The sequence below is a fragment of the Pseudomonas sp. genome, from assembly GCF_035512415.1.
In the GTDB taxonomy this organism is placed as follows: Bacteria; Pseudomonadota; Gammaproteobacteria; order Pseudomonadales; family Pseudomonadaceae; genus Aquipseudomonas.
The window spans coordinates 1-13866 of record NZ_DATKDZ010000024.1 but is presented as its reverse complement, the minus strand read 5'-3'; the positions used below and the strand labels follow the sequence as shown (position 1 = coordinate 13866).

The 13866-nt window shown below is 63.5% G+C and carries 12 protein-coding genes and 1 pseudogene; 10 read left to right on the top strand and 3 right to left on the bottom strand.

The window, feature by feature from the left end:
- Positions 1-885, bottom strand: coding sequence for a DNA-3-methyladenine glycosylase (locus VMP31_RS11755; protein ID WP_325507287.1), 885 nt, complete (start codon positions 883-885; stop codon positions 1-3).
- A gap of 185 nt (positions 886-1070) precedes the next feature.
- Positions 1071-2093: an AraC family transcriptional regulator gene (locus VMP31_RS11750; RefSeq protein WP_414705455.1), complete on the bottom strand. Its 1023-nt coding sequence runs from the start codon at positions 2091-2093 to the stop codon at positions 1071-1073.
- A gap of 197 nt (positions 2094-2290) precedes the next feature.
- Here VMP31_RS11750 and VMP31_RS11745 point away from each other — a divergent pair, with 197 nt between their 5' ends.
- The 9 genes from VMP31_RS11745 (at position 2291) to VMP31_RS11705 (ending at position 11465) form a co-directional block, all read left to right on the top strand.
- Positions 2291-3136, top strand: coding sequence for a glycosyltransferase (locus VMP31_RS11745; protein WP_325507285.1), 846 nt, complete (start codon positions 2291-2293; stop codon positions 3134-3136).
- Between the two features lie 223 nt (positions 3137-3359).
- On the top strand, positions 3360-4835 hold the full coding sequence (locus VMP31_RS11740) for an NAD(P)/FAD-dependent oxidoreductase (protein ID WP_325507283.1): 1476 nt from the start codon (positions 3360-3362) through the stop codon (positions 4833-4835).
- On the top strand, positions 4819-5748 hold the full coding sequence (locus VMP31_RS11735) for an alpha/beta hydrolase (RefSeq protein ID WP_325507281.1): 930 nt from the start codon (positions 4819-4821) through the stop codon (positions 5746-5748). The genes VMP31_RS11740 and VMP31_RS11735 overlap by 17 nt, the downstream gene beginning before the upstream one ends.
- Positions 5749-6510: an SDR family oxidoreductase gene (locus VMP31_RS11730; protein WP_325507279.1), complete on the top strand. Its 762-nt coding sequence runs from the start codon at positions 5749-5751 to the stop codon at positions 6508-6510.
- A 250-nt stretch (positions 6511-6760) separates the two neighbouring features.
- The gene (locus VMP31_RS11725; protein ID WP_325507277.1) at positions 6761-7102 is read left to right on the top strand and encodes a ribonuclease E inhibitor RraB; all 342 of its coding nucleotides are present in this window, start codon (positions 6761-6763) and stop codon (positions 7100-7102) included.
- A 187-nt stretch (positions 7103-7289) separates the two neighbouring features.
- On the top strand, positions 7290-7997 hold the full coding sequence (locus VMP31_RS11720) for a type 1 glutamine amidotransferase (RefSeq protein WP_325507275.1): 708 nt from the start codon (positions 7290-7292) through the stop codon (positions 7995-7997).
- A gap of 311 nt (positions 7998-8308) precedes the next feature.
- Positions 8309-9718, top strand: coding sequence for a circularly permuted type 2 ATP-grasp protein (locus VMP31_RS11715; protein ID WP_325507273.1), 1410 nt, complete (start codon positions 8309-8311; stop codon positions 9716-9718).
- Positions 9719-9720: 2 nt separating this feature from the next.
- On the top strand, positions 9721-10671 hold the full coding sequence (locus VMP31_RS11710; RefSeq protein WP_325507271.1) for an alpha-E domain-containing protein: 951 nt from the start codon (positions 9721-9723) through the stop codon (positions 10669-10671).
- Positions 10668-11465, top strand: a complete 798-nt coding sequence (locus VMP31_RS11705; RefSeq protein ID WP_325507269.1) for a transglutaminase family protein — start codon at positions 10668-10670, stop codon at positions 11463-11465. The genes VMP31_RS11710 and VMP31_RS11705 overlap by 4 nt, the downstream gene beginning before the upstream one ends.
- Positions 11466-11636: 171 nt before the next feature.
- Here the strand turns inward: VMP31_RS11705 and VMP31_RS11700 are convergent, their stop codons facing one another.
- The gene (locus tag VMP31_RS11700; protein ID WP_325507267.1) at positions 11637-12473 is read right to left on the bottom strand and encodes a cytochrome c; all 837 of its coding nucleotides are present in this window, start codon (positions 12471-12473) and stop codon (positions 11637-11639) included.
- A gap of 689 nt (positions 12474-13162) precedes the next feature.
- On the opposite strand from VMP31_RS11700, the pseudogene VMP31_RS11695 reads away from it, so the two are divergent.
- A pseudogene (locus tag VMP31_RS11695) lies at positions 13163-13866 on the top strand (acetyl-CoA C-acyltransferase); the annotation flags it as partial.

Below are 13866 nucleotides of genomic sequence, written 5' to 3'. Positions count from 1 at the left end.
TCAGCCCTCCGAGTAGTTGTGCCACAGGTGCGCTGCCGCGTAGGCGCGCCAGGGTCGCCAGGCTTCAGCGCGGGCCTTGAGCTGTTTGGCGTCGATACCAGCCGGCCCCCAGAGCGGTGCCTTGAGCAGGCCCAGGTCGCTGGCGGGGAAGGCGTCGGCCTCGCCGAAGGCGCGCAGGGCGATATATTCCGCAGTCCAGGGGCCGATGCCGGGTAGGGCGCAGAGGCGTTCGAGCAAGGCCGCGCAACCGTCGCGCAGATCCAGTTGCAGCGTGCCGCTGGCCACCTGGGCGGCGAAATGCTGCAGGGTCTGCACACGCTTGCCGGGCATGCCGATGTTCTCCAGATTAGCTTCGGCGATGGCGGCCGCGCTGGGGAACAGCCATTGAATCTCTGCAGCATCGGCAAACTGTAGTGGCTCGCCCAGACGTGTGACCAGGCGGCCAGTGATAGTCACCGCGGCCTTGACCGTGACCTGCTGGCCGACGATGGCGCGCACCGCCTGCTCGAACGGCTCGAAGGCGGTGGGCAGGCGCAGGCCGGGGTTGCGGGCGACCAGCGCAGCGAGTTGCGGGTCGGCGGCAAGGTGCGCGGCTATCTGCTGCGGCTGGCAATCGAGGTCGAACATCTTGCGGACCCGGACAATCAGCGCCGGCAGGCAAGGTTCAAGCGTTGCGCTGTACTGCAGCTTTAGCGCGTGTTGATTATCCAGTGCTTGCACGCGGAACCAGCCGCGCCGGCCATCGAGCAGCACGCTGCGTGTATAGCCGCCGGGCTGCAGGCATTCGACTCCAGCCAGGGCGCGCAGGGCGAAATGAGCATGGAACTGTTGCCACTGCCAGGGCGGTTGGTAGTCGAGCAGTATGGGGGCGGGGGACAGGTTCATGGCAGGACGATAACCGCCGCCGGGGAGCTTGTCAGCGCCGAACTGACTTTCAAACAAATCTCTCCTGATAGTTAAGGCTTTAATCCAAAGCCCGCTGTTTGAGTGTGCACTAGGGGCTAGCGCTGCTTGGGCGGTGCGCACGGCGCACCCTACCTCTTGCTGCTGCCGGCCAGCGCTGGCCGCGTTCAACGCAGGCTGCGACGGTACTGACCTGGGGGCAGTCCTTTCCAGCGCCGGAAGGCATGCACGAAGTTCGACACTTCGCTGTAACCGAGGCGTTCGGCGATTTCCTCCTGGCTCAGGCCGCCTGTGGCCAGCAGCTCTTCGGCCAGGGCCTGGCGCACTTCTTCCTGCAGCTGGCGAAAGCTGCTGCCCTGTTGTTCCAGGCGGCGGCGCAGGGTGCGGCTACTCAGCTGCAGCTCACTGGCGACCTGTTCCATATCGGCCAGGCGGCCCGGAGTGCTGAGCAGGCGATCGCGTACCTGGCCGGCCAGCCCGCTGCGGACCTGACGTTGCGCCAGCAGGGCCTGGCATTGTTGTTCGCACAGCCTGGTCATCGGGGCGTTGGCGTGGGGCAGCGGTGCATCGAGCCAGTGCTGGGCAAAGCTGATGCGGTTTTCCCTGCTGGCAAATTCTGGCAGCAGGCCAAACTGTTCGGTAAAGGCCGCAAGCTGGCGGGGCGCGTTCATGCGCAATTGCACGCGGCTCAGGGGCAGGACGCTGCCGGTCAGCTCGCGCTGGATCACCATCACCGCCACCGCATCGCGCAGCACCAGAAAGTCCCGCAGCTCTGGCGGCAGGTGCGCGTCGTCGAAATGCAGGTGGGCGTAATCGTGCTCTTCGCTCAGGCGGATATGGGTAAAGGCGTAGGTCAGGTCGAGGTAGCGCAGCCCCAGCTCGGCGGCCTGGCGGAAGTTCTGGCTGCTAAGCAGCGCATAACCCCAGATGCCATAGGTGATCAGCCGGTAGCGCAGGCCGGCCTGCAGGCCCAGGTCCGGCACGCCGGGCAAAGCCGCGACCAGGTTGGCGATCAGCTGCAGTTCCTGCTGCGGGGCGATTTCACCCAAGGGCTCGGCCAGCTGCAACGGCGTCAGGTCGCAGCCCCGTAGGCAGGTTTCCAGGCTCAGGCCAAGCTCCAGGCCCAGCTGGGTGAGTAGTTGCGCGCTGGTGATGCTGCGTCTGGCGGCGCTGGGGGCAGGGCGGGGCATGCGTCTGTCCGAAAGTCACAATGAAGTGGTCGACTATGCCACAGCTCCGGGCCGCTACGCGAAGGCCGCCGAGGCGGCTGCCTGCTTGATCTGCCGGCGGCAAAGCATTAGCGTACGCCGAAATTTGCGTTCGGCTCCCTAGGCTGGTGCGCATCAGTTTTTAGCGGAGCCAGGCAGTGGCAGAGGAACCCCAGGGTATGCAGGAAGTAATCAAGGTATTCGTTGGCTGCGACCCCAACGACTGTGATTTGGAGCAGATGATGGTGCTGGACTACAGCATCCGCAAACACTGCTCCATGCCGGTCGAGATCCACTGGATGCAGCTTTCCCGCGACCCGCAAAGTTTCTGGTATTCCAACCCGGCGCAGCAGCAGGGCTGGCGCACTGAGGCCTGGGCCACGCCGTTCTCGGGTTTCCGCTGGGGCATTCCGGCTTACTGCGGCTACCAGGGCAAGGCTATCTATATGGACACGGACGTGATCGTCCTGTGCGACCTGGCCGAGCTTTGGCAACTGCCCTTCGAGCCCGGCAAGGTGGTCATGGCCAAGGGTGGTCAGGAGTCCTGGCGGTTCTGCGTGTCGATGTGGGACTGCGCGGCGGCTGAAAAACACCTGCCGGCGATCGAGGAGATCAAGAGCCGGCCGGAGGTCCACCAGCAACTCAAGAAGTACTACAAGGTCAATACCGGCGTGATTCAGCCGTTCGATACCGAGTACAACAATATCGACGGCGAGAACAGCCCAATCGAGCAGATCAAGATTCTCCACTATTCGGATATGGGCACGCAGTTCTCTCACGCTCTTTCGGTGCCGCGTCTGGCCGGGGAAGGGCGCAAGCACTGGTTCGATGGCCAGGTTATGGCGCATCCGCGTAAGGACCTGCAGAGCCTCTTCGATCGCTATTACCAGGAGGCGCTGGACAACGGCTACAGCCTGGACAACTACCGGTTGCCCGAAGTGTTTGGCGAGTTTCCCAAGTTTTCCCAGAAGGCCTACACCGGCAACCGCGTGACGCGGCCCAAGCGCTGGTGGAAGTTCTGGTAGCCGTTACGGCGCGGGGATGAGCGGCGCACTGCGCTATTTCTGACCCGCGTCCTCGGGATATCCCGCGTCCCGGCTTTGGCTGTACCTGGCATGGCTTCGGCCTGCCGCGATCAGACGTTCTGTCCGAAAGTCACAATCTGTTGTCCGGCTATGCCATAACTTTTGTCTACCCAGGCAAGTAGCATCCTGTGCTGTCAAACAGATGCGGTTGGGGAAGATAACAATGCATAACAGTTCCCGCTCGGCAGCACCCTTGCGCGTGTTGATTATCGGCAGCGGTTTTGCCGGCCTGGGCATGGCCATTCGCTTGCAGCAGGCTGGTATCGAGGACTTCCTTATTCTGGAGAAGGCCGCCGATATCGGTGGCACCTGGCGTGACAACAGTTACCCGGGGGCGGCCTGCGATGTGCCTTCGCACCTTTATTCGTTTTCCTTCGAGCCGAAGACCGACTGGAGCCGCAAGTTTGCCCCCCAGGCGGAAATTCACGCCTATATGCAGCACTGCGTGGCCAAGTATTTTCTGCGCCCGCGTATTCGCTGCAATGCCGAGGTGCTGTCGGCGAGCTTCGATCAGGCCGCCGCGCTCTGGCGGGTGACGCTGGGCAACGGCGAGGAGCTGAGCGCTGCGTTGCTGATCAGCGCTTGCGGGCAACTCAATCGGCCGGCCTACCCAAGCTTGCCCGGTATCAAGCAGTTTCAGGGAGAGGCTTTCCACTCGGCGCGCTGGCGGCATGATCTGGATCTGACGGGCAAGCACGTGGCGGTAATCGGCACCGGTGCCTCGGCGATTCAGTTTGTGCCGCAGATCCAGCCTCAGGTGGCCGAGTTGAAGCTGTTCCAGCGCTCGGCCGCTTACGTGCTGAGCAAGCCGGACCGTGCCTATCGCGCCTGGGAGCTGGCCGTGATGCGTCGCCTGCCCTGGCTGCAGCGCATCGACCGTATGCTCAAGTACATCCAGCATGAAGCCCGCGGGCTGGCCTTTATCAGCATGCCCTGGCTGATGAAGCCGATGCGTTTGAGCTTCGAGCGTCATCTGCGCCGGCACATCCGCGATCCGCAGTTGCGTGCGCAGCTGCAGCCGGATTACCCCATGGGCTGCAAGCGCATCCTGATCAGCAATGACTATTTACCGGCGCTGGCCCAGGCCAATGTGCAGGTGGTCGGCGAGGCGATCAGCCAGGTTCGGGAGCACTCGCTGGTAACCGCCGACGGCCAGGAACACCCCTGCGACGTATTGATCTACGGCACAGGCTTTGCCGCCACGGAGTTTCTTGCCCCCATGCAGATTCGCGGGCTCGGCGGGCTGGAGCTGAACCAGGCCTGGCGCGATGGCGCAGAGGCCTACAAGGGCATCAGCGTCAGTGGCTTTCCCAATCTGTTTATTCTCTACGGGCCCAATACCAACCTGGGGCATAACTCGATCATTTATATGCTCGAGAGCCAGTTCCGCTATGTGCTGGGCTGCATCGATATGCTGCGTGATCAGGGCCTACGCTATCTGGATGTCAAAGCCTCGGTGCAGCAGGGCTATAACCAGTGGGTTCAGGCCCATTCACATCGAACGATATGGGAGCAGGGCTGTACCAGCTGGTACAAGACCGCCACCGGTAAAAGTACCAATAACTGGCCGGGCTATACCTTTGCTTATCGCCACCTGACCCGCGCGCCGGAGTTAAACGACTATGAATGCACCCGCTGAATTTACCCCGCCAGCCGTCGAGCAGGCGCTGCTGCGCACAATGCTGCGCGGCAGTCTGCGCCTGCTGTTTCGCGGCCTGGTGCGCCCGCCCATGCCGATTGCCGGGCAGCGCGCGGTGCTGCGGCTGCTGACGGCGGTCAGCCCGGCTCCCCGTGGCATTACGCGCAGCACCGGCACCCTGGCCGGGCGACCCTGCGAGTGGCATAAGCCGCAGAGTGGCCGCGGCACGGTGCTGCTTTATCTGCATGGCGGGGCCTACCTGATCGGCGGGCCGAATACCCACCGGGCGATCTGCTCCCACCTGGCCAAGCGCGGGCAGATGGACGTATGCGCCTTGGATTACCGCTTGGCTCCGGAGCATCAGTACCCGGCCGCCCGCGAGGACGCCGTGGCGGCGTTCCAGGCGCTGATCGAATTTGGCTACCGGCCTGAGCAGATCGTGATCGGCGGTGATTCGGCCGGCGGCAATCTGAGCCTGATCACCAGCCTGCACCTGCGCGACCTGGGCCAGGCGCAACCGGCGGCGTTGGTGTGTTTCTCGCCGGTCACCGACTTTACCGGCACGCAGCTGCACGAACCGCCGGCGGGCGATCCGCTGATCCACCGCAAATGGGTGGAACAGGCCCTGGCGCTGTATTGCCCGGCCGGGCTGGCCCATGACGACCCCGGCCTGTCGCCGCAGTTTGCCGATCTGCACGGCCTGGCTCCGCTGCTGATCCAGGTGGGCGAAGACGAAATTCTGCGCAACGACAGCCTGCGTTTTGCCGACAAGGCCCAGGCTGCGGGTGTGGATGTGCGGCTGCAGCGTTATCCGGGCTTGTGGCATGTGTTCCAGGCCCACGCCGGCATGCTCAAGGCGGCGGATTTTGCCCTGGCCGAAGTGGTGAGCTTTCTGCGCCAGCGAGGCTGCTGAATGAACAATATCCTGATCACCGGCGCGGCCTCGGGGATTGGCGCGGCGACTGCGCGTCTGTTCCACCGTCAGGGCTGGCAGGTGGGCCTGCTGGATATCGATCATCAGGCCCTGGCGACACTGGCGGCCGAGCTGGGCAATGTCTGGCACGCCGAGCTGGATGTGACCGACCCGGCGGCCGTCAAGGTTGCCCTGGCGGATTTCTGCGCCCTGCATGGCGGCCAGATGCGCCTGTTGTTCAACTGCGCCGGGATTCTGCGCTGCGGCCATTTCGAGGAAATCGAGGTGGCCGAGCATGCGCGCATTCTGCAGATCAACGTGCTCGGGCTGCTGCAGATGACCCACGCCGCCTTTCCCTACCTGCGCGTCACACCTGGTGCCCAGGTGATCAATATGGGCTCGGCCTCGGGCGTCTATGGCGTGCCGCACCTGGCCAGCTATTCGGCCTCGAAGTTCGCCGTGCGTGGGCTGACCGAGGCGCTGGACCTGGAATGGGCGCGCCACGGCATCCGGGTCGGCGACCTGATGCCGCCTTTTGTCAGCACGCCCATGCTCAATAACCAGCAGTTCCAGGCCCCGGTGCTGCAGCGCCTGGGGGTCAAGCTGCAGGCCGCCGACATTGCCGAGGCGGCCTGGCAACAGGCCCACAGCGGTGCGGTGCATCGTCCGGTCAGCCTGCAGTTCAAGCTGATGTACTGGGCGGGGCAGCTGACCCCGGCCTGGGTCAGCCGCTTGATCATGCGCGGGCTTAGCCGCGACTGATGCCGGGCTGATCCAGCAAGTTTTGCTGGGCAAAGTGCTCTGGATAGGGCTAGTCTGCAAGTGACGCGTCCGATCTGTTCGCCCTGAACAGCCCGGCGTCGACCAGCCCTGGTTTCAGGACTGGCTTATGACACATCAAGCAGCTCCTTGCTTGAATCTCGGGCGGCTCAGCGACTTGTGCCGCGACACCGCCGGTTTCTGGCGGTTGCAATGGGAAAGTAGTTAATCCATCGCCTGAGGAGGTCACTTCATGAGCACAGCCTTGCACGATGATGTCAGTAACGGGGTTTTACGGCGGATGAAGGAGGGTGGCTTCGACTTTGCCAGCTTCCATCCCATCGAGTTCTACGCCATTTTCCCTGACGAGGAGCGGGCCCGCATGGCGACCCGCAAATTTCGTGGTGAATCTTTACACGCCCTGGTGACCGAGCGTGATGACGGTGTATGGCACCTGCAAGTCAGTAAGGTGATGTTTGCCACCTACCACGGCATTGGTGACTTCGAGCATGATTTGGAGTCCGTGGTTGCACCGCTTGGCGGCAAACTGGACGGTTGGGGCGTTACGCAGGAGGTGAAGAACCTGCAGCCCTGAACCTAGGGTCTGATGCCGTTTTATCGCCAGCCGCGCATGAAACGACAACAGACCCACACACCCATCGGCCAGCCTTGCTGGCCGATGTTTCATCTGCCGTACCGTCCCTCGACCCAATTCCTGCTTTCCTGCAGACTGCCCGGCCCATGCGCGATCCAATAGCGTTGAGAACGACAGGCCTGTAGCCATGAGCGATGTTCTGATTTTTACCCATATCGATTACTGCCCGCCGGGCCATCTGGGCCAGGTACTGGAGCAGGCTGGCTGCTCGTTCAGGGTGCTGCGCGCCGATCTGGGTGAGCTGGACGGCATCGATCTGGAGCGGCCCAAGGCCGTAGCCATTATGGGCGGGCCGATGAGCGTCAACGATCCGTTGCCCTGGCTGCAGACCGAAGTGGCGGCGCTGCAGCAGTTGATCCGCCGCGAGATCCCGCTGATCGGCCACTGCCTGGGCGGCCAGCTGCTGGCCAAGGCTCTCGGGGCCGAAGTCACGCGTATGCCTTATACCGAGAGTGGCTGGCAGACCCTCAGCCGCCAGCCAGGGGCCGCCAACAGCCCCTGGCTGGCCCATCTGCCCGCCGAGTTCCCGATGTTCCAATGGCATGGCGACAGTTTCGCCATTCCGGCCGGTGCGCAGCCGTTGCTCAGCAGCCCCTGGTGCAGCAATCAGGCCTTTGCCTGGGGCGACAAAGTGCTGGCCCTACAGGGCCACCCGGAAATGACCGAGGCCCTGGTGCGCGAATGGCTGGGCGACTGGCACCACCTGCTGGATGATAGCCAGGCCAGCCAGCAGAGCAGGGCGCAGATGCTTGCAGACCTGCCCGCCAAGGTCGCTGAACTGAACCGCGCGGCCGAAGGTTTCTATCGGCATTGGCTGCAGCTGGCCGGGCTCTGAGCACGGTTGTCGAGCCGCATACGGGCGTGATGCTAGCCTGGATAAAGCTCCACCCATTCGCCAATGGTCGTCTTGCGCTGGAGAAAAGAAGCGTTATTCACTCTGGTTTAGTGAAATTACGCTGGCGCTGCGCAACTTCCAGCCGTCGCGCGCCTTAAAATGGCGCGTGTGCGACTAGCTGGTCACGGTCTCGCACGTATTTGGTGCGTTAATTCTTGGGCTAGTATCCAAGTCATTGATATTTAAGGTTTGTTGACCCTGGCTCGGGGCTTGCAGAGCTGACTACATGTCCGGGTGACAAGGAGTAAGGCATGGCCCGCACCTTTTATGACGAAATGTACGACGCGAGTGGCGCAGTCCGCCCGCACTATCAAGCTTTTGCCCGCTGGTTGGCGGACACGCCGGATGAGCTGCTGGCTCAGCGTCGCCGTGAGGCGGATCTGCTGTTTCACCGGGCGGGTATTACTTTCACCCTGTACGGCGACGACCAGGGCACTGAGCGGCTGATCCCCTTCGATATCATCCCGCGCAGCATCCCCATCAGCGAATGGCGCATGGTCGAGCGCGGCTGCACCCAGCGGGTGCAGGCGCTGAATATGTTCCTCGCCGACCTTTACCATGATCAGCACATCATCAAGGCCGGGATCATCCCCGCCGAGCAGGTACTGGCCAACGAGGGGTATCAGATCGCCATGCAGGGTCTCAACCTGCACCGCGACCTCTACGCCCATATCTCCGGGGTCGACCTGGTGCGCGATGGCGACGGCAGCTACTACGTCCTCGAAGACAACCTGCGCACCCCCAGCGGCGTCAGCTATATGCTCGAAGACCGCAAGATGATGATGCGCCTGTTCCCCGAGCTGTTCGCCGCCCAGCGCGTGGCCCCCATCGACCACTACCCGAATCTGCTGCTCGACACCCTCAAGTCCTCCAGCCCGCTGGACAACCCCAATGTGGTGGTGCTGACCCCTGGGCGGTTTAACAGCGCCTACTTCGAACACGCCTTCCTCTCCCGCGAAATGGGTGTGGAACTGGTCGAGGGCGCGGACCTGTTTGTGCGCGACGACAAGCTGTTTATGCGCACCACCGCCGGGGCCAAGCAGGTGGACGTGATCTATCGCCGCCTTGACGATGCCTTCCTCGACCCCCTGGCCTTCAACCCGGATTCCATGCTCGGCGTGCCCGGTCTGCTGGCCTGCTACCGCAGCGGCAACGTGGTGCTGGCCAACGCCATCGGCACCGGGGTGGCGGACGACAAGTCGATCTACCCCTACGTCGACGAGATGATCCGCTTCTACCTGACCGAGGAGCCTATCCTCAAGAACGTGCCGACCTGGCAGTGTCGCAAACCCGCCGATCTGTCCCATGTGCTGGCCAACCTGGGCGACCTGGTGGTCAAGGAAACCCAGGGCTCCGGCGGCTACGGCATGCTGGTCGGGCCGGCGGCGAGCAAGGCCGAGATCGAGAACTTCCGTGATCGCCTCAAGGCCAACCCGGCGGCCTATATCGCCCAGCCGACCCTGTGTCTGTCGACTTGCCCGACCTTTGTCGACAACGGCATCGCGCCACGCCATATCGATCTGCGTCCCTTCGTCCTCTCCGGCAAGGAAACCCGCATCGTCCCCGGCGGCCTGACCCGTGTGGCGCTGCGCGAAGGCTCGCTGGTGGTCAACTCGTCGCAGGGCGGCGGAACCAAGGACACCTGGGTGGTGGAGGATTAATCATGCTTTCAAGAACAGCCTCTGATCTGTACTGGATGTCGCGTTATTTGGAGCGTGCCGAGAACCTCGCGCGCATGCTCGAAGTCAGCTATTCGCTGTCGCTCATGCCCCAGGATGGCCGCGGTGATGGCCTGGAAGAACTGGCCCTGCCGCTGCTGATCACCGGCACCCTGGACGACTACCTGGCGCTGCACGGGCCGTTGCATGCCGAGCGCATGCTGCACTTCTTCGCCCTCGATCCGCAAAACCCGGCGAGCATCTACTGCTGCCTGCAGGCCGCGCGCAGCAATGCTCACGCCGTGCGCGGGCGGATCACCGCCGATATGTGGGAGAACATCAACGCCACCTGGCTGGAGATGCGCGGCATCTCCGAGCAGGGCTTCGGCCGCTACGGCATCAACAGCTTCTGCGAGTGGGTCAAGGAGCGCTCGCACCTGTTTCGCGGGGCCACCTTTGGCACCATCATGCGCGGCGATCCCTACCGCTTTATCCGCCTGGGCACCTTTATCGAGCGCGCCGACAACACCCTGCGCCTGCTCGATGCGCGCTACGAGATGCTCGGCGAGGATATCGACGAAGTCGACGGCCGCCCGGCGCGCAGCTACTACCAGTGGACCGCACTGTTGCGCGCGCTGTCTTCCTTCGAGGCCTTCGCCGAGATCTACCGCGGCTCGCCGGGCACGCGCAAGGTCTCCGAACTACTCTTGTTGCGTGCCGATGTGCCGCGCTCGCTGCGTGCCTGCATGGACGAACTCAGCCTGATGCTCGCCAGCCTGCCCGGCGACAACGGCCGCCCGGCCCAGCGCCTGGCCGCCGAACTGGAAGCACGGCTGCGCTACACCAGCATCAACGAAGTACTCGACGAAGGCCTGCATGCCTGGCTCACCGATTTCATCCTGCTGGTGCGCCAGCTGGGTCAAGCCATTCAAACGTCCTATCTGGAGGTCGCATGAGACTGTCAATCAGCCACGACACCGTCTATCGCTATGAAGACCAGGTGCGCAACAGCATTCAGTATCTGCGCCTGACGCCTCACGACAGCGAGCGCCAGCAGGTACTCAGCTGGGAGCTGAAGCTGCCGCGGCCGGTGCGCGCGCAGCTCGACCCCTACGGCAACATTCTCCATGTGCTGACCCTGGACGAACCCCACGAATCCATCGTGATCGGTGCCCGCGGCCAGGTGGATATCGACGAGCAGCGCGAAGCCGAACATGAAAGCCAGTCGCCGCTGCCGTTTCTGCGCTTTACCCGCCTGACCAGCGCCGACGAGGCCCTGCGCGAATTCGCCCTGCGCCAGAGCAACCGCCGCCACGACCGCAGCAGCCTGATCGACCTGATGCATGCCCTCAATGCGCATATCAGCTATCAGCCCGGCACCACCGCGGTGGAAACCAGCGCCGCGGAAGCCTTCGCCAGCGGCAAGGGCGTCTGCCAGGACCACACCCACGCCTTCCTCGCCTGCGCCCGCAGCCTGGGCATCCCGGCACGCTATGTGTCCGGCTATCTGTTTGCCGACAGTGCAGACCACCTGGCCAGCCACGCCTGGGCCGAAGCCTGGCTGGACGGTGCCTGGTACAGCTTCGACGTGACCAACTGCCTGGCCAAACCCGAACGCCACCTGAAACTGGCCGTGGGCCTGGACTACCTCGACGCCTGCCCAGTGCGCGGCATGCGCCGCGGTGGCGGTTGCGAGCAGATGCACGCGCGAGTGGATGTGTCGCCGTTGCTGCTGGTGCAGCAGCAGTAGGGCTGCGCTACATCCGTAGGGTGGAAAACCGCGAAGCGTTTTCCACCATGGCGATTTGATGGGTATCGCGTTGCTTAACCTGCGCAGCCCGACCTACGCGGCCCGACCTGCGCGGCTCGACCCATCCGGCTCACCAGTCTCCGGCTCCCCGCGGGCAGGCTGCGCCAGCCTTCAAGGCACTGCCTTGCGCCCCACCATATGCCCCAGATACTCAACCAACTCCGCCAGCTCCCGCTCATTCAATACCTCAAGGGAAAACCCCGGCATCTTGCCCTGCGGCCAGTGCCGCAGGCTTTGCGGGTCGCGGATATAGCGGCTGAGGAAGTCACCGCTGAAATATTCCGTCGGGTTATGCGGCACATTCAGGTCCGGGCCGAACTGCGAGTCTCCCGCGCCGTTGAGGCGGTGGCAGGCCATGCAGTGTTTCTGGTACTGGAGCAAACCGGCCTGCACCGCGGCGCTGGCCTCGGCGGCCGGTAGCAGTTGTGGGAAGCGCTGCGCGACTGGGGCCAGTTTGCGGATGGCCACCACCTGAAAGGGCCATTGCTCCGGGCCGATCTGGCTGGCCGCGGGGTTTTGCCAGACCAGGTAGAAGGGCCCGGCGCTGGGCTTGTCGACACCAAGAACGGGCCAGGGCTGGTTCGGGTCTTCGATGGCCAGCCAGGCCTGGCTGCCGCCCGGGGTGAGCACCAGGGCGGCTGGCAGTTCGGCGGCAAAACCGTCGCTGGCCACCAGTTGCAGGTGTTCATCGGCCTGTACGCCTTCGAGCAGCGCCGCCAGTGGCACGGCGCGGTAGCTCATGGGGCCTTTGTAGCTGACGTCCTGGTCGATTTCGACCTGTTGCGCCTGCGGGTGCTTGAGCAACTCGGAGCTGCTCCAGTGCTGGCTCTCGGCACCTATATCGAGGAGCAGCTCGGCGGCCTGCAGGGGGCTGCCCAGCAGCAGGGCCAGCAGGCCGATCACCAATGGGCGGGTATTCAGGCCAAGGGCGGCAAGTCGTGAGCGCATGGTGGTCTCCTGAACCAGCAATGGCGTCACCCTAGCACAGGGTCTGGCCGGGTTGCAGGGGCGGTTCAGGGGCGGGCAGAGGCGTAGCGAAGCCTGCTGCCGAGGTGCTGCAGCGCAGCGAACTCAGCAGCAGGACGAGGGACGTCAGCTGACCAAACGGGTCAGGTTGGGAAGAATCAGAATCAGGGTGGTGGCAAATACAATCACGCTGGCTTGGCGAATCTTGGCTTGATTGAACATGGCGACTGACCTTGTTGTTATTGGTGTGGCTTTCCCTGCTCGCTGTCACTGCCTGCGGGCTGCGGCGTCACGCCGTTGGTGGTTCAAGCCGCCCCGGCAAAACCCGGCGGCGGCACCAGCTCCGGCAGCTGTTAATACCAGTGCCTGAATCAACTGTAGGGGCACCCGGCCCGGGGCTATAGACGTGTTGATTGCTAGAGCTGCCGGGGTTGCTCCCACAGGTTATGACGAAGGGCCTTCGGGGCGTGACGAAGCCTTGAACTAGACAGCATCCGCGGGCATGGCAGGAGCACCTGACCGTTCGTCTGAGCTGAGCGGTCAATAGCCCTGAGCATTTCGGTCATTGAGCCTGCAAAGTCAGGGCGTATGGTGTAGCCAGCTCAACAACAATGGGCGCAATCGATCGATATGCGCCGCCAGCCACCCTCCATTGGAGGTCTGAGGACGTCATGACCGAAGCATTTATTTTCGATGCAGTGCGCACGCCCCGCGGCAAAGGCAAGAAGGACGGCGCGCTGTACAGCGTCAAGCCTGTCGACCTGATCGCCGGCCTGCTCAAGGCGCTGCAAGCGCGCAATAACCTGGATACCAGCCAGGTCGATGACATCGTGCTCGGCTGCGTAACGCCAGTGGGTGATCAGGGCGCGGACATCGCCAAGACGGCGGCCATGGTTGCCGATTGGGATGTCAGCGTGTCTGGCGTGCAGCTCAACCGTTTCTGCGCCTCGGGCCTGGAAGCGGTGAACATGGGTGCGATGAAGGTGCGTTCCGGTTTTGAGGACCTGGTGGTAGTCGGTGGCGTCGAGTCGATGTCGCGCATTCCCATGGGCTCCGACGGCGGTGCCTGGGTGATGGACCCCGCGACCAATATGCACACCCATTTCACCCCGCAGGGCATCGGTGCCGATTTGATCGCCACCCTGGAAGGCTTTAGCCGCACTGACGTCGACAGCTTTGCCCTGCGCTCGCAGCAGAAAGCCGCCCGCGCCAGCAAGGATGGCTCGTTCAACAAGTCGCTGATCCCGGTGGCTGACCAGAACGGCATCGTGCTGCTCGATCACGACGAATTTATCCGTGGCGAGTCCACCCTCGAAGGCCTGGGCAAGCTCAAGCCGAGTTTCGAGATGATGGGCCAGATGGGCTTCGACAGCAC

Bases quoted from the DNA above. Each gene is read 5' to 3' on its own strand.
- VMP31_RS11755 (WP_325507287.1), bottom strand. From the start codon at position 885: ATGAACCTGTCCCCCGCCCCCATACTGCTCGACTACCAACCGCCCTGG.
- VMP31_RS11750 (WP_414705455.1), bottom strand. From the start codon at position 2,093: ATGCCCCGCCCTGCCCCCAGCGCCGCCAGACGCAGCATCACCAGCGCG.
- VMP31_RS11745 (WP_325507285.1), top strand. From the start codon at position 2,291: ATGCAGGAAGTAATCAAGGTATTCGTTGGCTGCGACCCCAACGACTGT.
- VMP31_RS11740 (WP_325507283.1), top strand. From the start codon at position 3,360: ATGCATAACAGTTCCCGCTCGGCAGCACCCTTGCGCGTGTTGATTATC.
- VMP31_RS11735 (WP_325507281.1), top strand. From the start codon at position 4,819: ATGAATGCACCCGCTGAATTTACCCCGCCAGCCGTCGAGCAGGCGCTG.
- VMP31_RS11730 (WP_325507279.1), top strand. From the start codon at position 5,749: ATGAACAATATCCTGATCACCGGCGCGGCCTCGGGGATTGGCGCGGCG.
- VMP31_RS11725 (WP_325507277.1), top strand. From the start codon at position 6,761: ATGAGCACAGCCTTGCACGATGATGTCAGTAACGGGGTTTTACGGCGG.
- VMP31_RS11720 (WP_325507275.1), top strand. From the start codon at position 7,290: ATGAGCGATGTTCTGATTTTTACCCATATCGATTACTGCCCGCCGGGC.
- VMP31_RS11715 (WP_325507273.1), top strand. From the start codon at position 8,309: ATGGCCCGCACCTTTTATGACGAAATGTACGACGCGAGTGGCGCAGTC.
- VMP31_RS11710 (WP_325507271.1), top strand. From the start codon at position 9,721: ATGCTTTCAAGAACAGCCTCTGATCTGTACTGGATGTCGCGTTATTTG.
- VMP31_RS11705 (WP_325507269.1), top strand. From the start codon at position 10,668: ATGAGACTGTCAATCAGCCACGACACCGTCTATCGCTATGAAGACCAG.
- VMP31_RS11700 (WP_325507267.1), bottom strand. From the start codon at position 12,473: ATGCGCTCACGACTTGCCGCCCTTGGCCTGAATACCCGCCCATTGGTG.